The sequence below is a fragment of the Corallococcus exercitus genome (assembly GCF_003611585.1).
Lineage (GTDB): Bacteria > Myxococcota > Myxococcia > Myxococcales > Myxococcaceae > Corallococcus > Corallococcus exercitus.
In genome coordinates this window covers 1-23324 of record NZ_RAVW01000117.1, presented here as the reverse complement: position 1 = coordinate 23324, position 23324 = coordinate 1, and the positions used below count along the sequence as shown (strand labels likewise).

Annotated in this window: 20 protein-coding genes; 10 read left to right on the top strand and 10 right to left on the bottom strand. The window is 69.5% G+C overall.

All coding sequences use genetic code 11. The annotated features are described in order from the left end of the window. The 7 genes from D7W79_RS16710 to D7W79_RS16680 all read left to right on the top strand — a co-directional run bounded on the left by D7W79_RS16710 (position 1) and on the right by D7W79_RS16680 (position 9275). Positions 1-714 carry a lytic transglycosylase domain-containing protein gene (locus D7W79_RS16710; protein WP_120526371.1) on the top strand — a complete coding sequence of 238 codons (714 nt, stop codon included), beginning with the start codon at positions 1-3 and terminating at the stop codon, positions 712-714. Positions 715-909: 195 nt separating this feature from the next. Beyond that, positions 910-1263, top strand: coding sequence for an STAS domain-containing protein (locus tag D7W79_RS16705; RefSeq protein ID WP_244221808.1), 354 nt, complete (start codon positions 910-912; stop codon positions 1261-1263). Between the two features lie 143 nt (positions 1264-1406). Beyond that, complete coding sequence (locus tag D7W79_RS16700) at positions 1407-2387, top strand: AAA family ATPase (protein ID WP_120526369.1); 981 nt, start codon at positions 1407-1409, stop codon at positions 2385-2387. Continuing rightward, complete coding sequence (locus D7W79_RS16695) at positions 2384-3364, top strand: DUF58 domain-containing protein (RefSeq protein WP_120526368.1); 981 nt, start codon at positions 2384-2386, stop codon at positions 3362-3364. Before D7W79_RS16700 ends, D7W79_RS16695 begins: the two co-directional genes overlap by 4 nt. Further along, positions 3361-5430: a transglutaminase TgpA family protein gene (locus D7W79_RS16690; protein WP_120526367.1), complete on the top strand. Its 2070-nt coding sequence runs from the start codon at positions 3361-3363 to the stop codon at positions 5428-5430. The genes D7W79_RS16695 and D7W79_RS16690 overlap by 4 nt, the downstream gene beginning before the upstream one ends. A 419-nt stretch (positions 5431-5849) precedes the next feature. Continuing rightward, entirely contained in the window at positions 5850-6737 is an 888-nt protein-coding gene (locus tag D7W79_RS16685) for an RNA polymerase factor sigma-32 (protein WP_014396039.1), read from the top strand. Positions 6738-6809: 72 nt separating this feature from the next. Further along, a complete protein-coding gene (locus D7W79_RS16680; protein ID WP_120526366.1) occupies positions 6810-9275 on the top strand; it encodes an OPT family oligopeptide transporter in 2466 nt (821 codons plus the stop codon). Positions 9276-9323: 48 nt separating this feature from the next. Here the strand turns inward: D7W79_RS16680 and D7W79_RS16675 are convergent, their stop codons facing one another. Then, entirely contained in the window at positions 9324-9656 is a 333-nt protein-coding gene (locus tag D7W79_RS16675) for a hypothetical protein (RefSeq protein WP_120526373.1), read from the bottom strand. A 200-nt stretch (positions 9657-9856) separates the two neighbouring features. Here D7W79_RS16675 and D7W79_RS16670 point away from each other — a divergent pair, with 200 nt between their 5' ends. Continuing rightward, positions 9857-11623 (top strand): HEAT repeat domain-containing protein, encoded by a 1767-nt coding sequence (locus tag D7W79_RS16670; RefSeq protein ID WP_120526365.1) that lies wholly within the window; start codon positions 9857-9859, stop codon positions 11621-11623. A 4-nt stretch (positions 11624-11627) separates the two neighbouring features. Then, positions 11628-12938, top strand: a complete 1311-nt coding sequence (locus D7W79_RS16665; RefSeq protein ID WP_120526364.1) for an HD-GYP domain-containing protein — start codon at positions 11628-11630, stop codon at positions 12936-12938. Here the strand turns inward: D7W79_RS16665 and D7W79_RS16660 are convergent. The 7 genes from D7W79_RS16660 to D7W79_RS16630 all read right to left on the bottom strand — a co-directional run bounded on the left by D7W79_RS16660 (position 12919) and on the right by D7W79_RS16630 (position 19674). Continuing rightward, on the bottom strand, positions 12919-13941 hold the full coding sequence (locus D7W79_RS16660) for an RluA family pseudouridine synthase (RefSeq protein ID WP_120526363.1): 1023 nt from the start codon (positions 13939-13941) through the stop codon (positions 12919-12921). The two genes, D7W79_RS16665 and D7W79_RS16660, sit on opposite strands and share 20 nt — an antisense overlap. A gap of 11 nt (positions 13942-13952) precedes the next feature. Then, entirely contained in the window at positions 13953-14216 is a 264-nt protein-coding gene (locus D7W79_RS16655; RefSeq protein ID WP_120526362.1) for a hypothetical protein, read from the bottom strand. Between the two features lie 77 nt (positions 14217-14293). Next, the gene (locus D7W79_RS16650) at positions 14294-16072 is read right to left on the bottom strand and encodes a helix-turn-helix domain-containing protein (protein ID WP_120526361.1); all 1779 of its coding nucleotides are present in this window, start codon (positions 16070-16072) and stop codon (positions 14294-14296) included. Then, positions 16069-17115 (bottom strand): MinD/ParA family ATP-binding protein, encoded by a 1047-nt coding sequence (locus D7W79_RS16645; RefSeq protein ID WP_216627351.1) that lies wholly within the window; start codon positions 17113-17115, stop codon positions 16069-16071. Before D7W79_RS16645 ends, D7W79_RS16650 begins: the two co-directional genes overlap by 4 nt. 113 nt (positions 17116-17228) lie before the next feature. After that, positions 17229-17822 (bottom strand): HNH endonuclease, encoded by a 594-nt coding sequence (locus D7W79_RS16640; protein WP_120526360.1) that lies wholly within the window; start codon positions 17820-17822, stop codon positions 17229-17231. Beyond that, positions 17819-19213, bottom strand: coding sequence for an L-seryl-tRNA(Sec) selenium transferase (gene selA / locus D7W79_RS16635; RefSeq protein WP_120526359.1), 1395 nt, complete (start codon positions 19211-19213; stop codon positions 17819-17821). Before selA ends, D7W79_RS16640 begins: the two co-directional genes overlap by 4 nt. Before the next feature lie 80 nt (positions 19214-19293). Further along, a complete protein-coding gene (locus D7W79_RS16630; RefSeq protein WP_120526358.1) occupies positions 19294-19674 on the bottom strand; it encodes a VOC family protein in 381 nt (126 codons plus the stop codon). Positions 19675-19960: 286 nt separating this feature from the next. Here D7W79_RS16630 and D7W79_RS16625 point away from each other — a divergent pair, with 286 nt between their 5' ends. Further along, a complete protein-coding gene (locus D7W79_RS16625; RefSeq protein ID WP_147441945.1) occupies positions 19961-21040 on the top strand; it encodes a hypothetical protein in 1080 nt (359 codons plus the stop codon). On the opposite strand, the gene D7W79_RS16620 is transcribed toward D7W79_RS16625, so the two are convergent. Continuing rightward, positions 21037-22074 (bottom strand): serine/threonine-protein kinase, encoded by a 1038-nt coding sequence (locus D7W79_RS16620; protein WP_120526356.1) that lies wholly within the window; start codon positions 22072-22074, stop codon positions 21037-21039. The genes D7W79_RS16625 and D7W79_RS16620 overlap by 4 nt on opposite strands. Positions 22075-22077: 3 nt before the next feature. After that, on the bottom strand, positions 22078-23226 hold the full coding sequence (locus tag D7W79_RS16615; protein ID WP_120526355.1) for an oxygen-binding di-iron domain-containing protein: 1149 nt from the start codon (positions 23224-23226) through the stop codon (positions 22078-22080). Positions 23227-23324 lie beyond the last annotated feature (98 nt).

Genomic DNA, 23324 nt, shown 5'->3' with positions numbered 1-23324 from the left:
ATGTGTATAAGAGACAGGGTGGGGACGAACGCGATGGCTTTCCCGGTGCAGGTGCCGGTGGGTGCGCAGGGTGAAGCGCCGGACGTCGCGGCCCTGAGGGCGCAGCTGGCGGAGAAGGACGCACAGCTCAAGGCGGCCCTGGCCCGTCTGCAGCAGTACGAGGATGAGGCGGACTACCTCCGCGCGGAGCAGATGGGCGTGGCCGAGGCCGTGCGCGCCTCCGGGCTCCCCGAGCGGCAGCAGCGCCGGCTGGCGGTCTCCATCGTCCGCGAGGCGGAGCGCAACAACCTGGATCCGCTGCTGGTGGTGGCGCTGATCCGCTGCGAGTCCTCCTTCAACAACTACGCGGTGTCCGGGGTGGGCGCCATGGGCCTCATGCAGGTGATGCCGGACACGGGCAAGTACCTGGCGGAGAAGTCCGGCTACAAGCTGGGCCGCCACACCAACCTCTTCGACTTCGAGACGAACGTGAACCTGGGCACGGCCTACCTGGCGGACCTGATCAGCCGCTTCGGCACCGTGGAGGGCGCGCTCGTCGCCTACAACGCGGGTCCGGGGCTGGCCAAGCGCATCCTGGCCAAGAAGGAGAACCGGGTGAAGTTCATGGCCGGCTACCCCGCCAAGGTCGTGAAGGAATTCCGCAAGCTGAAGGCCCAGCAGGAGCGCGCCATCAGCCTGCGTGCCGAGCAGACGACAACCGACCGCAAGGGTTGACCGATGCGAGACATGCGCTCCGCCCGGTCGCCAACACTCCGACCGAAGTTGCAAGCCCGCCACTGACCGAATCTTTCGGAAAGGTGCAGTGTTCGGCTCCGGCTGTGCACCCCCACGACGCGTGGGGCCCCCCCGGACCTTCCAGAGGTCCGGAACGTGTCTCAGCCGCCATTCACCATCGCAGGCGGCACACACGTGCACACCTTGGCGGGAGCGCTCAACATGACGGGGCTGCAGATTCATCAGGAGCAGGAGGCGGCGGGTCGGATCACGCTGCGCCTGGAAGGAACGCTGGACGGCCGCACGGCCCAGGAGCTGCGCAACTCGCTCCAGGCGCTGGGCCAGAGCGAGGTGGTCCTGGACTTCGCGCACCTGCGTGAGTTCAAGGACAGCGCGGTGGGCGTCCTGACTCACGGCCTGAAGGACAGCGCCGTGCAGCTGCGCGGGCTGGCCACGCACCACGAGCGGATGTTCCGCTACTTCGGTGTGCTGTCCTCGCCGTCGACGCACCGGGCGTACTACACGCCCGAAGACATCCTCTCCGTCTGAGTCACGGGTAGGGCCCTCCGGGCCCCGTGCATCCCCGGAAGAAGGGGTCCGCGCCTCCAGGGCAAGCGGGCATCCGGCGTGGAACACGGGCGGCCTGGAGGGGTGCCTGCTTGCGGTCGCCTGGGCTACAGTCCGCGCCCAGGATGACCCAGCCCGCCCGCGTCCTCGGTCCAGTTCCCTCCCCTGCTTCCGCGCGCGCGGTGATGGAGCGGCTCGCCGCCCAGCTTGGCCGCGCCGTGCAGGGCAAGCCCGAGGAGGTGCGGCGCGTCGTCACCTGCGTGGTGGCCGGCGGGCACCTGCTCCTGGAGGACATGCCCGGTGTGGGCAAGACGACGCTGGCGGAGGCGTTGGCCCGCGCGTGCGCCCTGTCCTTCTCCCGCATCCAGTTCACCGCGGACCTGCTGCCGGCGGACATCCTGGGCGCGCAGGTGTTCCACGCGCAGACGGCCACCTTCTCCTTCCGGCCCGGGCCGCTGTTCCGGCAGCTGGTGCTGGCGGACGAGCTCAACCGCGCGCCGCCGCGCACCCAGTCCGCGCTCCTGGAGGGCATGGCACAGGGCCAGGTGTCGCTGGACGGTGAGACGCATCCCCTGCCCTCACCCTTCACCGTCGTGGCCACCCAGAACCCGGTGGACTTCTCCGGCACCTATCCGCTGCCGGACTCGCAGCTGGATCGCTTCCTCGTGCGCCTGTCGCTGGGCCACCCGTCGCCGGACGTGGAGGCGCGCCTGCTCACCACGCGCGGCGCGGCGTCCCCGCTGCCGTCGGTGGAGGCGGTGACGGGGCCGGAGGAGCTGGCGTCGCTGCGCGACTTCGTCCAGGACGTGAAGCTGGACGCGGCGGTGGCGGAGTACGTGGTGCGGCTGGCGCGGGCCACGCGCGAGCACGGCGACCTGGAGCGCGGCGCCTCCACGCGCGCGGTGCTGGCGCTGGGGTCCGCGGCCCGGGCCCAGGCCCTGTGGGAGGGGCGCGACTTCGTCACCCCCGGCGACGTGCGCGCCATGCTGGTGCCCTGCTGGGCGCACCGCGTGCTCTTGCGGAGCGCCGTGCAGGGCGTGTCCGCGCGGGACGAGGCGGCGCACCTGGTGGAGGAGATCGCCCGCAAGGTGGCGGCGCCCCGGTGAAGGCCCCCGCCCGCTCGTCCTTCAAGGCGCGGCTGCGCGCCTTCCTCCGTCCGCCGCGCACGCTGTCGGTGACGAAGACGGGCCGCACGTACCTGGTGGTGACGTTCGGCGTGGGGCTGGGCGCGCTCAACACGGGCAACAACCTGCTCTACCTGCTGCTGGGCCTGCTGCTCAGCATGGTGGTGGTGTCCGGCGTGCTGTCGGAGCGCTGCCTGCGCGACCTGACGGTGCGCCGGGTGGGCGCGGACGCGGCCTTCGCGCGCGAGCCCTTCGCCTACCGCTGGGCCGTGTCGCGCAAGGCGGGCCACGGCTTCGCGCTGACGTTCTCCGAGGACCTCTCCCCGCTCACCGGCACCGGGAAGCTGGGCCACCTGCCCGCCGGCAAGGAGCACATCGTCCGGGCGGACCTGGCCGCCCCCCACCGGGGCCCCGTGCGCCTGTCCGGCGTGCGCGTCACCACGACGTGGCCCCTGGGCCTGTTCGCCAAGACGCGCGTGTTCTCCCTGGATGGAACGCTGCTCGTGTACCCGCGCCGGGGCTACGCCTGCAAGGAGCCCGGGCCCGCGGAGAAGGGCCCGCGCGGAGAGGCGGGCAGCCCGCGCCACCAGGACGGCACCGGTGACGTCGCGGGCCTGCGCGAGCTTGCCGCGAACGAGGACGCGCGCCGCATCCACTGGCTGAAGAGCGCCGCGGCGGGACGCCTGCTGAAGGTGGAGCGCGAGCGCGAGGAGCGCCGCATCTGGAAGCTCGCGCTGGAGACGGGCCTCACGGGGGATGCGCTGGAGCGCCGCTGCGAGGAGGTCGCCGCCCAGGCGCACCAGCTCCTGGACGCGGGGCACGAGGTGGGCCTCCAGCTCCCGGAGCGCACACTGCGGCCGGCGGCGGGGGCCTCGCAGGAGCGCCGCATCCTCCAGGCGCTCGCGTGGGAGGGCTTCGAGGACGCGGACACTGGGGCGGACTCCCGGGAGGCCGCGTGAAGCGCCCGCTGAGGCTGCGGCTCGTCCTGCGCGACCTGGCGGCGGGCTCCGCCTTCGGCGCGATGGCCGTGTCCGGGCAGCTCCCCTTGTGGGCGCTGGGCATCTTCCTGGGGGCGCTGGTGCTGGCGCTGTGCGATGTGCGGCTCGTCGCGCGCCACTCGCGCCTGTCCGCGCTGGGGCTGCTGGTGGCGGCGGTGCTCCTGGGCCTCCAGCTGACGTCCGGCGCGATGAACGCGGTGGTGGCCGCGTGCTCCTTCGCGGGCCTCATCGCCGCGCAGCGGATGATGTCCACGCCGGACGCCGCGGCGGAGGGCCAGACGCACCTGACGGGCCTGCTGATGGTGGCCGGTGGCGCGGCGCTGTCGGGCGACATGACGTACGCGCTGTGCCTCATCGCCTTCGGAGTGCTGGCCAGCCTGTCGCTGGCGCTGGGCGTGGTGGAGGCGGCGGTGCCGGACGGCGAGCCCGTGCCGGTGCGCGCGGTGATGCGGCCGCTGTCCGCGGGCCTGACGTTCGCGGTGGCCGGCGCGGTGGCCTTCTTCGTCCTCTTCCCGCGCCTCAACTGGGCCATGGTGGGGCCTCGCTCGGCGCCGGGCCTGGGCGCGGTGAGCAGCGCGGGCTACTCCAACACCGTGCGGCTGGGCGGCGCGGGCACCATCAAGGGCAACCCGCGCGTGGTGCTGCGCGCCACGCTCACGCCGGATCCCCAGCGCGACGCGCTGGACGCCTACTGGGTGGGCCGCACCTACGACACCTTCGACGGCATGGAGTGGACGAACGTCGTCGGCGCGCAGCAGACCGAGCGGCAGATCACCCTGCGCCCCGCCAGCGACACGCTCCTGCACCAGCGCATCGAGCTGCTGCCCGCGTACGGCGCCCGCACGCTGATTGCCCTGGAGATGCCCTCGCGGCTGGGCAATGCCATGGCCCACACGCCCACCGGCACCCGGAGCACCACCGTGCAGCTCCAGGGCGGCGGCGAGGTGCGCTTCACCGTGACCGCGCCCTCGTACACCTACGAGGCCTACAGCCTGCCTCCGGACGCGAAGACGGGCATGTCCACCGGCATGGTCCAGGCGGAGCGCGACCAGCTCCTGGCGGTGCCGGAGCACCTGGATCCACGCGTGGCACGGCTCGCAACGCAGGTGCTCCAGGGAGAGAAGGAGCCGCTGGCCGCGGCGCGCAAGCTCGTGGCGTTCCTGCAGAGGGACTACGCATACACGCTGGAGCAGGGAGGCACCCCGGAGGATCCGCTGGCGGACTTCCTCTTCGTGCGCAAGGCGGGGCACTGCGAGCACTTCGCCACCGCGCTCACGCTGATGCTGCGCACGCAGGGCATCGCGGCGCGGCTGGCCACGGGCTTCTACGGCGGCACGCGCGTGGACGGCGGCTACCTGGTTCGCGCGGGGGACGCGCACGCCTGGACGCACGTGCTCGTGCCGGGGCGGGGCTTCGTCACCGTGGACGCGACGCCGCCGTCGAATCGCACGAGCCAGGGCTCCGTGCTGCTGGAGAAGCTGCTCGCCGCCTATGAAGCGGTGGAGGCGCGCTGGCGCAACTCCGTCGTCGACTACTCCTTCCGCGACCAGTTCGAGCTGGCGAGCGCCCTGGTCCGCCCGCCGCGCCGCCCGGCCGGGGCCCCCGCGAACGAAGGCCCCAGCCGCCTGCCCCCACCGCGCGCGTGGGTGACGGCCGCCGTGGTGGCCTTCGTCGTCTGGCGCGCGGCCCGCTTCGTCTCCCGCTGGACGGGCCGCGCCCCCGCGCTGGAGGCCACGCGCTTCCTCGACCGGGTGGACGCGGTGCTCCAGCGCGCGCACGTGCCGCGCTTCGACCACGAGACGCTGGAGGACCTGACCACGCGCCTGGCGCGCGAAGGCCATCCGCTGGCGCTGGCGCTGACGCCCCTCACCCGCCGCTACCTGGAGGCCCGCTTCGGCGGCAGGGCCTTGCGCGAGGGAGAGGCCGAGCACCTGCTCGCCACCTTGCGCCGCGCGCTGGACGCCGAAGCCGCCCGCCGCGCCGCGAAGCCGGCCGGACAGGCAGGCCCTACCGCCCGCGCATCCTGAGCGGAAGAGAAGTGCCCTCCGGACGGAAGCCCGCTTCCGTCGCCGGTCGCCCGCCCTCCCCAGGAACGCCCAGCCGAGGTGGAGAAATGTCGCCACTGTCGGCTTGCGTCGTCATTAAGCCTTTGAGCGAACCCGCCTTCGCGAAAGCCGTCGCGACGTGCGCTCGAGGGCCGTGAGCCGTGCATTTTCTCCCCTCCCAGACCCCCGGATTTCCCCTCGGCCACGGGTAACCGTTACAGACCGTTTCCAGGAGGCGCGGGTCTGCGTCTTCCAACCCCCCGGAGACACACGCGAATACATCCAACCCCGGTTGGCATCCCGGTTGCTCAGGGCAGACACGTCAAGTTGTAGGACTTGAACCCAGAGCACCTTTCAAGCGCCTCCGCCGCGGCAGGAGGCCCGATTTGGAGAATCCATCCATGCAGGCTTCGACCGAGCAGTCGTCCAACTCCGGCTCCCTCGCGATGTACCTCTCGGAGATCAACCAGTACTCGCTCCTGAAGGTGGAGGAGGAGCAGGAGCTGGCGCGCCGGTTCATCAAGGGAGACCTGGCCGCGGGTCACCGGCTGGTGACCAGCAACCTGCGCTTCGTGGTGAAGGTCTCCTACGAGTACCGCTCCTACGGCATCAAGATGTCGGACCTCATCCAGGAGGGGAATATCGGCCTGATGAAGGCCGTGCAGAAGTTCGATCCGGACAAGGGCATCCGCCTCATCTCGTACGCGGTGTGGTGGATCCGCGCGTACATCCAGAACTACATCCTGAAGAGCTGGTCCCTGGTGAAGCTTGGGACCACGCAGGCGCAGCGCAAGCTGTTCTTCAGTCTGGCGCGCACGCGCCGCGAGCTGGAGAAGCTGGGCAGCGGAGAGGCCGTGGTGAACGTGGATGAGATTGCCCGCAAGCTCCATGTGAAGCCCGGTGAAGTGCGGGAGATGGAGCAGCGCATGGGCGGCCGGGATTTGTCCCTGGACGCGCCCATGGGCGAGGACGGCGGCAACAGCCACGTGGACTTCGTGGTGAGCGCCGCGGCGCCCCAGGACGACGAGTTCGCGGACAAGGAGGAGGCGGGCCTCATCAACAATCGCGTCCGCACCGCCCTCATGCGCCTGGACCCTCGCGAGCGCTTCATCATCGAGCAGCGCGTGATGAACGAGCGCCCCATGACGCTCAAGGAGCTGGGCGAGCACTTCGGCTTCTCCCGCGAGCGCGCCCGCCAGCTGGAGATCCGCGCCAAGGACAAGCTCAAGTCGGAGCTGGCCGCCCTCATGGCGGAGGTGGATCCGGAGACGCTCGCCGCCCAGGGCTGAAGGGGCAGTTTTCGCGCCCCGGCGGAGACCCTGCTACAACAGGCCCCCTGATTTCCTGTCAGGAGTGCCTGCTTGGCCCATGGTTCCCCGCCGGTCGTCGATGATCGCGTTCCCCTCGCGGAGGCGCATGGCGCCCCGCACAAGCCCTACGTCTCCCCGGAGCAGTCGCCCGCGGAGCTGACCATCCGCGGCCTGGTGCTCGGGTCGGTGCTGGGCATCGTGTTCGCGGCGTCGTCCGTGTACCTGGCCATCAAGGTCGGTCTCACGGTGTCCGCGTCCATCCCGGTGGCGGTGCTCTCCATCGCCATCTTCCGGGCCCTGGGGCGCTCCAGCATCCTGGAGAACACCATCGTCCAGACGACGGGCTCCGCGGGTGAGTCGCTCGCGTTCGGCGTGGCGGCGGCGCTGCCCGCGCTGCTCATCCTGGGCTACGACATCAGCCTCACGCACGCGTTCCTCACCGCCGCGCTGGGCGGCGTGCTGGGCGTGCTGATGATGATTCCCCTGCGCCAGGGCCTCATCGTCCAGGAGCACGGCAAGCTGACCTACCCGGAGGGCACCGCCAGCGCGGACGTGCTCATCGTCGGGGAGCAGGGCGGCACCAACGCGCGCACGGTCATCCTGGGTTTCATCATCGGCGGCGTCTACAAGTTCGCCTACTCCGGGATGAAGCTCTTCAAGGAGGCCATCAGCGCGCCCATCAAGGGGCTCAAGGCCGCGGTGTTCTCCACGGAGGTGTCCCCGGAGCTGCTCGGCGTGGGCTACATCATCGGGCCTCGCGTGGCGGGCATCACCTTCGCGGGCGGCGTGCTCAGCTACCTCATCCTCATCCCGATGATCTCCTTCTTCGGCAGCGGCATGGAGACGCCCCTGCTGGTGCACAACGGGATGCTCATCAAGGACATGTCGCCGGATCAGATCCGCAACGCGTACGTGCTCTACATCGGCGCGGGCGCGGTGGCGACGGGCGGCCTCATCAGCCTCATCCGCTCCATGCCCACCATCGTGGGCGCCTTCAAGCGCAGCGTGGAGACGCTGCGCCAGTCGCGCACGCAGGGCCCCCTGCCCACGGTGCTGCGCACGGATCAGGACCTGCCCATCACGGTAGTGCTGGTGGGCAGCGCGCTGCTCATCCTCGCCATCTGGCTGGCGCCGCCGCTGCACGTGAACTTCATCTCCGCCATCCTCATCGTCGTCTTCGGCTTCTTCTTCGTGACGGTGAGCGCGCGCATCACGGGTGAAATCGGCTCCTCGTCCAACCCCATCTCCGGCATGGTGGTGGCCACGCTGCTCGTCACCTGCCTCGTGTACCTGCTGTTCGGCTGGACGTCGTCGCCGGACCGCTTCATGGCGCTCACCACGGCGGCCATCGTGGGCATCGCCGCGTCCAACGGCGGTACCACCGCGCAGGACTTGAAGACGGCGTTCCTCGTGGGCGGCACGCCCAAGAAGCAGCAGATCGCCCTCTTCGTCGGCGTGCTCACCAGCGCCATGTTCATCGGCCTGGTGCTGGTGCTGCTCAACCAGGGCGCCACGACGGTCATCCCGGAAGCGCACCCGGGCGTGCAGGTGACGGAGCTGACGCAGGAGACGCGCACCCAGCACACCTACCGCTGGGCGGTGTCGCAGGACGCGCTCACCCAGCGCGGCATGACGCCCGCGCAGCTCAAGCGCTCGCTGTGGGCGGAGCGCCTGGACGTGGTGCCGGCGGACGGCGCGCTGGAGCTGCGCAGCTGGCGCCCCATGGAGGCCCAGGCGCTCTCCAACCTCACGCTGTCGCCGGCCAACGGCCCGTCGCTGAAGCTGTCGGACGCGGGGCTCATCACCGCCGGTCCGGACCGCGTCTACAAGGAAGGCTTCGTGCGCGGCGCGGACACGCCCGTGCCCGCCGGCCGCTACCTGGTGGATGACCAGGGCACCATCCAGTACGTGGTGGACCCGGGCATCGGCGGCCGCATCAGCGAGTACGAGGGCCAGACGCTCACCCGCTACTCCGCGCCCAAGGCGCAGCTGTTCGCGCTCATCATCGACGGCATCCTCACGCAGCGGCTGCCGTGGGACCTGGTGCTGCTGGGCGTCTTCATCGCGCTGATGCTGGAGCTGTGCGGCGTGTCCGCGCTGCCCTTCGCGGTGGGCGTGTACCTGCCCATCAGCAGCACCGCCCCCATCTTCGTGGGCGGCATGGTGCGCCACTTCGTGGACAAGCTGCGCGGAGGCAGCGCGGCGGAGTCCGAGTTCTCCCCCGGCACGCTGATGTCCTCCGGCTACATCGCGGGCGGCTCCATCGCGGGCGTGCTCATCGCGTTCCTCGAAATCGCCAGCGACGGCGCCTGGACGCGCGCCATCAACCTGCCCGCCGTCTTCGGGCACGAGAACGCGGTGGGCGCGTTCCTCAACGCCGTGGGCGAGAGCGAGCTGGCGCACCCGACGTGGTCCAACGTCTGGGGCCTGGCGTTCTTCGTCGTCCTCACCGCGGTCCTCTTCCGCTCCGCCCTCAAGGGCCAGAGCGGCGCGGAAGCCCCGCCGCCGTCGCACTGACGGCTGGCCAGCGCCCTCCCCGCTTCGTTCCCAGGCGGGGAGGCCGCGTTACAGCCCGGGCACCGACGGCGGCACCTCCGTGTCGCCGTCGCCGGAGTCCGCCCCTCCCTTCGCGCAGACGTACTCCGCGCGCAGCGGCGTCACGATGCCGAAGGTGAAGGCGTAGACGAACGGGCTCCACCACGGCCAGTACACGTCCACGCGCGACAGGCCATGCCGGCACTCCGCCGCGGCCACGTTGGACGTCGTCAGCCCCGCCACGAAGCTCGCCCCTGTCTGGGCCTCCGGTGCGCCGTCGCGCGGCGCCGGGCTGCGCACGCTCATGCGGAAGCACCCCGTGAGGGACGCCAGGACCAGGGCGGACGCGGCCAGTCGCTTCATGGACGGGAACTCCGGACGCAAAAGGGGCCCCCTGCCTAACACACCCGGGATTCACCGCCAGTCCGCCCGCTGTTGCCCAGATGTCACTTCAACCCTCTGGATTCTGGGCGTTTCTCGGATTGGGAGCCGACGGGAGACAGGAGTACACTCGGGGTTCCCCCAGCGGGGCCTTCCGCCCCATCCGGATTCTTCCAGGTTTCATGGCACAGCCCCAGAAAGTCACGGACGCGAACGCCGAGCCGGAGCAGTCGCCGGAGGTTCGCGAGAAGGTGGAGCTGGCGAAGACGTTCGCGTTCCACCTGCTCAAGGGCATCAAGCAGATTGGCATGTACCGCCACAACGAGGCGCGCTTCCCGGAGTTCCTCTCCAAGGCGCAGGAGGCCATCTCCTCGTACACGGAGAAGTACGGGCCGCTCTCGCTGAAGGTGGAGCAGCAGAACTTCATGCTGTACGGCGAGGCGCTCTTCTCCGAGGAGTCGCCGCTCCCCTACAAGTTCTTCCGCGACGGCATCCGCCAGCTCATCTTCCGGCCGGGGCTGCCCCTGGAGGAGCTCGTCACGCTCACGCTCATCGCGCTGTCGGAGCCGGAGCGCGGCGCGGACGACGTGCTCGCGCAGCTGTGGCGCGCGGGCATGCAGCAGGTGGAGTACGTGGTGGTGGAAGGCTTCTCCATGGAGGGGGCAAGCGAGGACGAGGTCCAGGTGGAGGTGGACAAGGTGGTGGGCTACCTCTACTCCCGCCTCCAGACGAACTCGGATGACTTCCTGCGCTTCGCGCGCGTGTCCGCGGAGGACCTGGACGCGAAGCTGGACGGCGTGGAGCAGATCCGCGGCCTCGTCGTGGGGGGCCGCCACGCCACGGATGACCTGAAGGCCCGCATCCAGCGCGAAATCACCGAGGAGGAGAACGCGCGCCTGTTCCCGAAGCTGGTGGGCGCGGTGTTCCAGGTGGTGGAAGGTGGCGTGGATGACGCGGTGCTGCTGGAGGAGATCTTCCTGCAGCTGCTGGACATGCTCCTGCTCCAGGACGACTTCGCCACGGTGAACCAGATCGTCCTCAAGCTGCGCGCGCTCTCCCAGCGCGAGGGCGGCGAGGACCTGGGGCGCCTGCTCAACAACTTCCTGCACAAGATGGGCGAGGAGCAGCGCCTCACGCGGCTGGGCGAGTCGCTCAAGACGACGCGCACGCGGCAGCCGCAGGACGTGACGCGCTACCTGCAGGCGCTGGGCGTGGACTCCGTGCTGCCCCTGCTCAGCGTGCTGGAGACCATCGAGCTGCCGGAGAACCGCGTCCTGCTGAGCGACGTGCTGGCCACCTTCGCGCGCGACCTGCCGGAGCCGTTCGTGGCGCGCCTGCTGTCGGACCGGCCGCAGACGGTGCGCGACATGGTCTACATCCTGGAGAAGAGCAACCACCCGGAGCGGGTGAAGATGTTCGGCCAGGTGATGAAGAGCCCCAACCTGGTGGTGAAGCTGGAGGTCATGCAGATCATCGGGCGGGGCCGCACGGCGGAGGCCCGGCGCATCATCCACGACGCGCTCACCGACAGCGTCTCCCAGGTGCGCATGCTGGCCGCGAAGCTGCTGCCGGAGTTCGACCGCGAGAAGGCCTTCACGGACCTGGTGCGGCTGGTGCGCGACCCCGCCTGGGACAAGAAGACGTCCGACGAGAAGGCCGCCGTCTACGCGGCCATCGGGGCCACCAACCTGCCCGCCGCGCTGTCGATGATGCAGCAGCTGCTGACGGTGAAGCCGTCACTGCTCAACAAGCGGCGGGTGATGGAGGACAAGCTGCTGGCCGTCACCGGCCTGGGCGGCGCGGGCTCCATCCAGTCCTACAAGATGTTGCAGGCCGTGGTGGAGGACAAGGCGCAGCCCCTGGAAGTCCTCACCGCGGCACGCAAGGCGATGTACCAGACGCGCAAGGCCCTGTTCGGGGACTCGGCGCTTCCGGAAGAGGCGAGCTGACACCATGGCCGACAACCTGAAGATCAATCAGACCCAGGACGAGAACCTGGGGGAGTACGGGCGGGAGCACAACGAGAAGCTCCAGAACCTGTCGCGCTCCATGCTCGCGGGCCTCTACATGCTCGTGCGCTCCGTGAAGATGTACGACCCGGAGAACGCCGTCTTCGAGAAGCCGCTGCACCAGCTCCAGGACATCATCAACCAGATCATCGGCAAGGAAGGCCGGCTGGAGCTGACGGGCGTCAAGGACTCGTACTACCTGAACGGGATGCTGGTGAAGGTGGACCTGAACTCCATCGAGAACCAGCGCTACCTGCTGGCGGAGATGCGCGCCAAGGACGTGGGCGGCATCACGCTGACCAAGCCCGTCACCACGCAGGAGCTGAAGAACTTCGTCTGGATCTTCAGCAAGGAGCAGTCCTCCACCGCGGAGGAGGACGGCCTGCAGGGGCGCAAGCTCCTCAACATGCGCGTGGCGAAGTTCTCCAAGCTCAAGGAGAAGATGAACAAGGACATGGACACGCCGGGCGACCAGAAGGTCGACCGCAAGAAGTACGCGATGACCGTGTACGCGCGTGCCGTGTTCTTCCTGCAGAAGTACCTGGAGTCCGTGCGCGCGGGGAAGCCCATCGGCTCCTCGCGGGCGCTGCGCCTGGTGCAGGACTTCGTGGACATCTCCTACGATCAGCGCACCCACTTCCTGGGCATGACGACGCAGAAGCGCGAGGAGGACTACCTCGTCTACCACCAGGTGAACGTGGCGCTGATGTGCATCGTGTTCGGCGCGGAGCTGGGCCTCACGAAGCCGCAGCTGCGTGACCTGGGCTACATCGCCCTCTTCCACGACGCGGGCATGACGACGCTGCCGGAGGAGCTGTCCACCAAGCGCGGGGCGCTCACCGCGGATGAAAAGACGGCCGTGGCGCGCGCGCCGCTCATCAGCGTGCGCAACATCCTGATGGAGAAGGGCTTCAGCCGCTCCACGCTCCTGCGCGTGGTGACGACGTTCGAGCACAAGACGGACTACGGCACGGCGGTGCGCGACGCGCGCGGCAACATCCAGATGATCATCCCCAAGACGAACCTGGGGGTGTACGCGAAGATCATCGCCATCTGCGACGCGTACGACGCGCTCACCTCCCGCAGGCCCTACCGGGACGCGTACGGCCCGGAGGTGGCGCTGATGCTGATGTGGACGGAGATGCGCCAGAAGTTCGACCCGGAGCTCCTGGCCGTCTTCATGCGGGTGATGGCGATCCAGCCCATCAAGGTCCTCTCCCGCCGTCAGCAGCAGCTCAGCGTTTCCGGCCTGTAGCCTTCGCCGCCGGCTTCTTCGAAGCGGGCTTCGCCTTCGTGGGCGGGCCCGCGGGAGTGCTCGCCGCACGCAGCAGCTCGAGCGCCTTCGTGAAGTCCTCCGGCAGGGGGGCTTCCAGGTCCAGCGGCTTGTGGGTGCGCGGGTGTTCGAAGGCCAGGCGCCACGCGTGCAGCGCCTGGCGGCCCAGCGCCTCCTGGGCTTCCGCCACCGCGCCCTTCGCCTTGCGGCCGGCGCCGTAGAGCGCATCGCAGAGCAGCGGGTGCCCGGCTTCCGCCAGGTGGACGCGGATCTGATGCGTGCGGCCGGTGAGCAGGTCCACCTCCACCAGCGCGGCGCCGTCGAAGGCCTCGCGCACGCGGAACAGGGTGATGGCGGGCTTGCCCTCCTTCACCTTGCCGGTGAACTTCTGTCGGTGGATGGGGTGGCGGCCGTAGAGCGTCTCGATGCGCCCTTCCGCGGGCGGCACGCCGTGCACCAGGGCCAGGTACGTCTTCTGGACCTCGCGCGTCTTGAAGGCCTTCTGGAGCGCCACCAGGGCCTGCTCGTGCTTGGCGACGACGAGGCAGCCGGTGGTGTCCTTGTCCAGCCGGTGGACGATGCCGGGGCGCAGCTCGCCGCCGACGCCCGCCAGGTCCTTCACGCGGTGCAGGAGCGCGTTGACCAGCGTGCCGGAGGCGTGCCCCGCGCCCGGGTGCACCACCATGCCGGCGGCCTTGTCCACGACGACGAGGTCCCGGTCCTCGTGCAGCACGGACACGGGCAGTGCTTCGGCCTGGGGAATCGCGGCGACGGGCGCGGGGACGTGGAGCGACAGCAGCTCCCCCCCGCGCAGACGCTGCGCGGCCTTGCCGGGCTTGCCGTCGGACAGCACGTGGCCGTCGGCGATGAGGCCCTGGAGGCGGGAGCGGGTGAGGTCCGGGAACGCGCGGGCGAGGTACGCATCCAGCCGCTCGCCCCGGGCTTCCGGGAGGGCGCGGTGCTCGCGCGTGTCGGGTGAGGCCACGGCGGAGGGCGCTACCAGATCTTCGACTTCACGTGCGCCTTGGAGCGCAGCACGATGTCGTTGATGGCGCGCTCGAAGAAGTTCGCCTGGGTGCTGATCTCCGCGCTCACGCGGCTCTTGTAGAGCGCGCGCCCCTCTTCCAGTTCCTCCTTGAGGACCTCGAAAAGGTTGTCCTGCTCGATGCCCTTGATGATCTTCTGCTCGTTGTAGAGCGAGATATCGGAGGCGATCGCGCGAGCGAGTCGCATCGCCTTGACCTTTTCCTCTTCCGTCATCGTGCCACTACTTAGGCACCCACCCCGTGCGAGTCAACTTTTCCCGTCGCATGGGAGGGTGCCCGGCCGCCTCCGGGTCAACGGCCCGACTTGGCGGGTTTCTCGGAGAACAGCGCCAGGTAGCTCTTGGACACGCGCAGGGGGTCCAGGCCCAGCTCGCGGGCGAGGTTCATGAGGATGCCGCGCAGGTACACGGTGGTGGGCAGCGCGGTGTAGCGGTCCGCCTCCACGTTCTCCAGGTGACGCACGGAGATGCGGGTGCGGTCGGCGAGCTGCTGGATGGACAGGCCGCGGGCCTCGCGGACTCGGCGGAGCAGTTCGCCGTTGAACTCGGCGTCGGCGGGGATGTCCACGCCCCGGGGGCGGGCCTCGCGGACCTTGGCGGCCACCTGGGCCAGCGCGGACTCGGCGGTCGCGATGGCGGAGTCCTGCGCCAGCACCTGGGCCTCCCCGAGCTTGCGGACCGTGGGGCCCTTCACGGTGCCCGGCCCCGTGGGGTTGTTGGCGGCAGAACGCGAGTCGATAGGGCGCGACGTCAGGGGCCGCACGGCGCCGCGGGCGGCTCCGCTGGCCGGGGTCCGGGCCAGCGCGGTGGTGCTGGCGCCCGGGGTCGGGGCGCCCGGGGCGGGGTTCGGATCCGACTCGCCCTGGGTGGTCGTCACCGCCGCCGCGCTGGAGGCGTCCGGCGCGGGGCTCGTGGTCACGGATCCGGGCTCCGCGGGTGACGTCGCCGCGCTGACCGGTGCCTCCGGAGAGACCTCGACGGCGGGAGCCTGGGCGTCCTCGGAGGCCGCAGGGCTGGGGACGGAAGGCGCCGGGGCAGCCTCCACAGGCTCCGACGCCGTGGCGGATCCGTCGGCGACCACCGCGGAACCACCCGAGGCGACGGCGGATCCGTCAGCGGCCATCGTGGATCCGGGCTCGCTCTCCGCGGGGGCCGACGGCGCCGGGGATGCGGCTTCCGTGCGCTCCGGCGTGGCGTGAGCGGGGGCCTGCGCGGCCACGTCCTGCGCGGGTGTCGCGGCAGGGGTGCCGCCGGGATCCGAAGCGGTAGCGCCGGCCGCGTGCGCGGCAGCCGGGGGCGCTTCGGGAGCGGACGTGCTGGACGCCTCGGCCTCAACGGCCTTCGGTGCCACGGCGGGCGTCGCGCCCTCGGATGCGGACGGCTTCGCGTCCAGGGCGGGCGCCGGAGCTTCGGCGGCTCCCCTGCCCTGCCCGCGCAGCGGACTCGTGGGGACGTAGACGAACGACAGGCTCCGGGTGAACGAGGCACGGAAGGCCTCCACCACCGTCACGCCCCCCACCATCACCGGCTCGGGGGGCACGCCTGGAGCGTCCTTCCCCGAGGCTTCCTGACGCTTCGACTCCTCACCGCGCATCCGCTCCTCGCTCATTCCAGGGGGCTCGCTCGCGCTCGGCGCCTCCCCTTCCGTGTCGCTCACGGACGCCGCGGCCTTCAGTCGCGACTCCGCCTCCAACCGTTCGGCGTCCACCGCACCCGCGGCCTTCGCCAGCGCCGCGGCGGCGGTGGCCAGGGCCTCCGCGACCCGCGCGGCCGAGTCCACCTTGTCCGCGGCATCCGCCGTCGCGGCCGCCTTCGCGAGCCGCTCCGTGGACAGTCCGATGGAGCGGTCATACTCGACGCGCAGGTCCGCGTCGGTAAGCATCTCCATCGCTTCGTTCATCCGTTCACGCAGCGCGTCCACCTGGTCCGGATCCCCCAGCGCGTACACCGCGATGGAATCCGGTGAGTACAACTCCATCAGGCGCTCGTGGGCCGCGCGGATCTCCGCGTCGGAGGCCGTGGGCGGCACCTCCAGGAGCTCGTAGTAGGTCTGCTGCGCGAAGGGCTTCATGGGATGGCGGACTCGGGGGAAGGGCCGTCGAGCGTCAGGAGACGCGCGGCGATGCGCTGGAGGCCCTGGGCAACGGGCGAGTCGGGCCGCTCGAGGAGCACCGGCTTGCGCTTGCGCACCGCGCGCCACGCCTCGTCGTCGTAGCGGAGGGCGCCCAGGTCATCCATGTCGATGCCGAAGAACTTCTTCCACGCGGACACCATCGCGGCGCCCACCTTCTCGTCCGCGTCCGTGCGCGCCTGGTTCACGACGAGGTGCACGCGGAACGCCGCCAGCTCGCGCTCCAGCCGCTCCGCGTCCGAAGGGGCCTTGCGCCGCACCTGATCGACGACGTCGTGCAGGGTCCGCAGGCCGCCCTCGCGGGTGGACAGCGCGCCGTCGACGAGGTCCTGGATGCCGTAGCGCGCCTCCGTCTGCTGGAGCTTGCGGAAGAAGGCCGCCTTGACGAAGCGGTACGCGTTCTCCACGGAGGTGGGCTCCGGCAGCACGACGAGCAGGCCGTGATCCGCGATGAGGAAGAAGTCGAGCGTGTTGAAGCTGGTGCCCGCGCCCAGGTCCAGGATGAGGTAGTCCGCCGTCGTCTGCGACAGCAGCGTGCGCAGGAGCTTCTGCTTCTGCGCGTACTTGAGGTTCGCCGCGTCCAGCGAGTCCTGCGCGCCGGCGATCAGCGACAGCCCGGGCACGCCGGTGGAGACCATCACCTCTTCGAGGTTGGCCTTCCCTCGCCGGAGGAAGTCCGACAGCGTGGACTCCGGAGGGCCCACGCCCAGGCACGTGTGCAGGTTGGCGCCGCCCAGGTCCGCGTCCACGAGCAGCACCTTGTGGCCGGCCTGCGCGAGCGCGACGCCCAGGTTCGCGGACACCATCGACTTGCCGATGCCGCCCTTGCCGCCGCCCACCGCGATGATCCGCCGCGAGCGGGCGCGCCGCGCGAGGCCCGTGGGCCCGGCGGACGACACGTCATTGGCCGCACGCGGCGAGGAGCCAGCAAGCGAAGCGGGAGCGGATGGAGGCAGGGGGGCGGGCTTCACGAAGGCTCGCATCAAAGCCCGTCCTACTGCCCGAGTCGACACCCCGCCATTTCACGGCCGGCCCCGGTGCCGGCCCCCCGTCGCCAGGAGGCTCGGGGAGCAGGCGGCCGGGGAACCGTTCGCTGTCACTCGTCGAGCAGCTCGACGTTCCAGTACGACACGTCCGCGAGGTGCAGGAACGGCAGCCACTCGCGGTAGGTGACCTTGCGGATGGCGCCGCGGAACAGCGGCGTCCAGCGCGGGCGCACGGGCTTCTTGAGCAGCCGCATGCCGGCCTGCTCGGGCGTGCGTCCGCCCTTCTTCAGGTTGCAGGGGACGCAGGAGCACACCACGTTCTCCCACGTCGTCTTGCCCCCCTGGGTGCGCGGGTTGACGTGGTCCAGGTTGAGTTCGCTGCGGGGCAACTGCTTCGCGCAGTACTGGCAGGTGTCGTTGTCGCGCGCGTAGATGTTGAGGCGCGAGAAGCGCACCTTGGCGCGCGGCAGGTGGTCATACGCGCCGAGCACGAGCACGCGTGGCACGCGGATGGTGCGGTCGATGGTGGTGATGCTGTCCTGGGTGGCGCTGAGGGCGGCCCAGTCCTCGAACTCATACAGGCGGTACTGCTCGTCGATGGCTTTGGCGACGCCCTGATACAGCAGGGAAAAAGCCCGTTTGACCGACGTCACGTGAACCGGTTGGTAGTACCGGTTTAAAACGAGCACGGCGCTGTTGATCATGGCTGGCTTCCCGATTGGGCGGCCGCCACAGCCTGCGCGACCTGCCCCAGGTCCTCCTCAGAGAGACACCGGACGTCGAGAACGACCTCGTCATCCGCAATCCTGCCAATAACCGGCACCTCGCCTTCGCGCAGACGATCCAGGAATACTTTCGGCGCTTCTACGGTGAGGCTGCAAGCGTAGGAAGGCAACCGGGCCAGGGGCATGGCACCTCCACCCACCTGTCCATCCACGGACACGACCTTGCCCACGACGCCGCGCGCCGCGAGCAGGGCCGCCAGGCGTTCGGCACGGGACTGCAACAAAGCTGGCTGCTGGGTGAGCAGGCTTTGGGTGGGGACCGCGTCCGGGCGGCCATCCCGGTACAGCTCCAGCGTCGCCTCCAGGGCCGCGACCGTCATCTTGTCGACACGCAGCGCGCGTGTGAGCGGGTGGGATTTGATGCGCTGGAGCAGGTCCGCGCGGCCAACGATGACGCCTGCCTGGGGTCCGCCCAGCAGCTTGTCGCCGGAGAAGGCGACGACGTCCGCGCCATCGCGGATGGCCTGGCCCACGGTGGGCTCCGGGGTGAGGCCGGGGCCGGACAGGGGCACGAGCGCGCCGGAGCCCAGGTCCTGGAACACGGGCACCCCACGCGAGCGGCCCAGCTCCGTGAGTTCCGCGAGGGACGCCTCTTCCGTGAAGCCAACGAGCGCGAAGTTGGAGCGGTGGACCTTCACGATGAGGCCGGTGTCCGGGCCCAGGGCGTTGGCGTAGTCCGCGCGGCGGGTGCGGTTGGTGGTGCCGACCTCCACGAGCTTCGCGCCGGACTGGCGCATGACGTCCGGGATGCGGAAGCCACCGCCGATTTCGACGAGCTCGCCGCGAGAGACGATGCACTCACGGCCGGAGGCGAGCGCGGCGAGGATGAGCAGCACGGCGCCCGCGCAGTTGTTGACGACGATGGCGTCCTCCGCGCCCGTGAGCGTGCGCAGGTGGCCGATGAGCGGGGCGTAGCGGCTGCCGCGTTCGCCTTCGTCCAGGTCGTATTCGAGGTTGGAGTAGCCCCGAGCGACGGCGACGACGCGCTCCACGGCTTCGGGCGCGAGAGGCGCGCGGCCGAGGTTCGTATGGAGCACGACGCCGGTGGCGTTGATCACCGGCCGCAGGTTTGGCGTGGCGAGGGACGCAAGCGCCACCTCCACGTCCGCGTCCTCGAAGGGCCGCAGGTCCCCGGCGAGGAGCCGGGAGCGCACGCGTTCGACAGCAAGCCGTAGTGCCGCGACCGCGCGAGCATGAGGAAGGTTCGCGAGCCGGGACTCCAGCGACGGTCGCCGGAGGAGTTGCTCAATGGAAGGAAGGCCACGCAGTAGCGCGTTCTTTCCTTCCGGAGGGTTCGACGCTGCTCCCATGCTTCAGGACTCTACTCGAAGTCGACACGGGGAGAGCCGTCACCGATTCGTGTCGAACCTCAATCCCAGACATCGAAGTGTCACCACCCGCCGTAGGGCACGGTGATGGCTTCCATGTAGTGGCCGCTGGGGTCCTGGAAGTAGACCCCACGGCCTCCGTCATGGGTGTTGATCTGGTTCTCCTGCCGGCCGAATGGATCCGCCCAGTGCTGGATCTTCCGGTCGCGGATCTTCGCGATCAGCGAATCGAAGACCTCCTCCGTCACCAGGAACGCGTAGTGCTGGGCGGAGATGGCGTCCTGGGTGGTCATGTAGTCGAGCGACGCCCCATCCGTCAGCTTCACCACGTGGAAATGCCCGAAGCGCGTGGGCTCGGGCAGTCCGAGCAGCTCCGCGAGGAATCGCGCGGACGCGACCTGATCCTTCGCGTGGATGATCGTGTGGTTGAATTTGACAGTCATGGCGGGCCCCTGGGATGGACGACGAGGTCCATCCATACCCTACTCCAGCCGCGCTTGTGCATGGCTTCTTGCTGCCCTGGAACCCCCTTGCGAAGCCATGCCCATCCGTTGAATCATCGACATCTGAGAGTCATTGACCGGAGGGGGACACATGGCCCGTTCAAGAGCAGGAGTGGCGAAGCAGCCCAGCCCCACTCAGTCCCCACTGATTGCATCGGCGCACCTCGTTCCATCCGCGACCGCAGGACTGGCTCCCGCCCTTCCAGGTGTAAAGGCCGCGGCCTTGATGTTCGCCGCCGTCATCCTCTGCACGGCCGTGATTCCGGGCGGGATTGCCTGGTCGCGAGGCGTCTTCTACGAAAAGGATCTGGAGAAGAAGCTCGAAGCACGATTCAACGCCAAGCAGACCAGCACCCTGCAGCTCAGACACGACATACAGACCCGAGTTGGCGCCCTGAATCAGCTCCTGCTTTCGTCCACGGACGGCGAGGTGCGGCAGGACATCGATCGGGTCATCGAACTCCGGAACACCCTCGTGGCGGACCTGTCCACGCGCGTCCCCTACTCCGTCAATGCCTTCGCCAACAGTGCCCTGAACACGTTCTATTGGCCGATGCTCTACAGTTGTCTGCTGGGAATCTCGGTCATCCTCAAGCCGCGCGGAGCAGCTCCGTCAGGCGTCCGGCGCTTCTTGGAGCCTGTCCTCACGGGCGCGGGCTTGTATGTCCTCCTCGAACTGCCGGCCTGGGTCAGGGCCTTCCCGTCCAGGGGCGAGGAGCGAAGCGTCTACGCCTTCACCCAGTTGGACATCGACCCTCCGTCGTTCTTCTATCAAGAGCTTGAGGTCCTGGGACTGATGATCCTGGTCGCCACGATATGGGGGCAATGGCGGGCCCACCTGCATGACCTACGGAATGCGCTCCCGGTTTCGGTTCCGGACCCGCGCAAGGAACTCCTGAGCCCCGCCCGCATCGAGCAGGTGCACGGCGTCTTCCTGCACTGGCAGTCGGTTTCCGCGCTCCTGGGGGCTTTCTCCCTCACCCTCTTCCTCTTCTATTGGCGCAGCATCAGCGTTCTCCACGATGGCCGGTACATCTTGTCGGCATTCGTGTTCCACGTGCTCACGATACTGACCTGGGGGGCGGTCTCCCTGCCGTTGCTGGAGGTCGGCCGGCACTGGAACCACCTCAAGACACGGGCCATTCACCAGACGTTGATGTCCGACGACAAGGCGGACGCCACGTTCTGGCTGGAGGCCATTCAGGAGACGCGCCCTTTCAACACCTGGAACGCAGTAGGGGTCGCAAGCATTGTCATGGGGGCCCTGGCCGCCCCGTTGCTCCATGCCCTCTTCGAGCTCGGTTAGCGACGTGGCACGGCGGACTGGAGTGCCAGCGGCCACAGCTTCGCCAGTTCAGCGCGCAGCACTGTTGCACTGGCGTAACGCTCCTCCGACCGCTTCCGCATCAGCTTGAGGACGACCTGCTCGAAAGCTTCCGGCAGCTCTGGACGCTTCTTCCTCGGCGGCACCGGCGTCTCCTGCACGTGCATCAGCATCAGCGGCACGGGCTGCGCGTGACGGAACGGCAGCTGCCCGGTGAGCAGCTCGTATGCCACCACGCCCAGGGCATACAGGTCCGTGGCCGGTGACACCTGCGCTCCTGTCACCTGCTCCGGTGCCATGTACTCCGGCGTCCCCAGCGTCGCGCCCTGGGCCGTGTTGCCCATCACATGCGCGCTCTTGGCGAGCCCGAAGTCCATCAGCTTCAGCACCCCCATGCGCGTGATGAAGAGGTTCCCCGGCTTCACATCCCGGTGCAGCACGCCGTGCGCGTGCGCGTGCTCCAGCGCCACCGTGGCGTGCGTCAGCCACCGCAAGGCATTGGCCAACGTCGGGCGCCCTTCCAGCATCACCTGCCGCAGGTCCCTGCCCTCCAGCAGCTCCACCGTCAGGTAGTGCCTGTCTCCATCCGAGCCCACGTCGAAGACGTGCAGGATGTTCACGTGCTCCAGGGCGCGGGCATGCTCCGCCTCCTGGCGGAAGCGCGTCACCATCGCCTCGTCGGCGTACGGCACCGCCAGCACCTTGAGCGCCACGCGCTGGTGATTCTTCAAATCCAGCGCCTGGTACACCGCCGACGTGCCGCCCACGCCCAGCCACTTCTCCACCCGGTAGCGCCCCGCCACCACCTGCCCGGGGACGAGGCCCTGGTTCGCGGGCGCCAGGGGACGCGGCGTCACGGCCCCCTGGATCAACGTGCCGCCCGGAGACACGGGCGTCCGCACCTGCGGCAGCGTCGGCCCCAGGCCGTCGTCGGCCATGGCGTTGCCCGGACGCGCGTTCAGCGCCTCCGGGCCCAGGTAGGTCAAACCTCCGCTGTCTCGGTCCTTGGGCTCCACCCGTCACGACTCCAGCAGCGAGACAGGGGCCGGCGCACCCGCGCCTTCGATGTCCAGGTGCGGCGTGGGCAGGTTGTACTCAGCGGCGGCGATGGTGGCCTCCACCATGATGGGGCCGGAGATCTCCGAGGGCTCCCCCTGGCAGAGCACCTCCACCACGTGCTCCAGCGTCCACTTGCCCATGCGGCTCACCTCCAGCCGCTGGCCGTTGAACTTCGCCGTGTCCGACAACTGATCGCTCGCGGTGAGCTTGGCCTCCACGGAGTCGCCCAGGTAGCCGCGCGCCAGGTTCAGCACCCGGTCGATGACCGAGTTCCACGCCTGGAGGTGCGTGCGGTCCTGCGCCTCGTCGATGATGTCCAGGCCCACCTGCAGCCGCTCCATGCGCTCCAGGAACTGGTGCACCAGCTTGCCCCGGATGATGCGGCCGTGCTGCGGAGCGATCATCTCCACCGCGGGCGTGAGCTTCCGGATCGCCGCCACCGCGCGCACCAGCGCCGAGTTCACCGGCATGTAGATCTGGTGGAACGCACGGATGCCCGTCCAGTCGGACTCTTCCGCCCACAGGCCCTGGGCCTTGCTGTCCGTGAGGCCGCCGAAGAGGTCCCCGGTGAAGAGCACCCGCGTCTGCGGGTCGTAGAGCATCACCGCGCCCCGGAAGTGGCAGAAGGGCGACGGCACCGGCAACAGCTTGTGCCCCGTGGGCACGCTCAGCCCGGCCGAGAACTTCTCCGTCGGGATGAAGCGGTTGCGCGGCAGGTTGAAGTGGACGATGAGCCGCCAGGTGTCCTCGGAGCACAGGATGCTCGCGCGCGGTGAGTAGCGCGCGGAGATGATGTTCGCCGAGGACCCCACGTCCGGGTCCTGGTGGTTGATGAAGAGCGCGGACAGCCGGTCCATCCCGCCAATCAGCGACACCACCTTGGTGTGGATGGTGGAGAAATCGCTGCTCGACCCGGGGTCGATGAGGAGGTTGAACTCCGCGGGTTTCTTCGTCCGCGCGTCCGTGCCCCGAAACCGGCGCAGGTACGGGTTGGCAAAGAAGATGCCGCCGGGCTCGCGCTTCCCGACCCAGAAGGTCTCGGGGGCGATCTCCACGGCGGTTCGGTTGAGGTCTATTTGTTGGGGGCTGGGGGCGCTGGGCTGGCTCATGGCGTGTTTCCTTCACGCAAACGAGGGGGGTTGGGACTGCGCCCCGAGCCTACCAGCCCACCGCTACCCCTGTCTCCTATACACATCTCCGAGCCCAC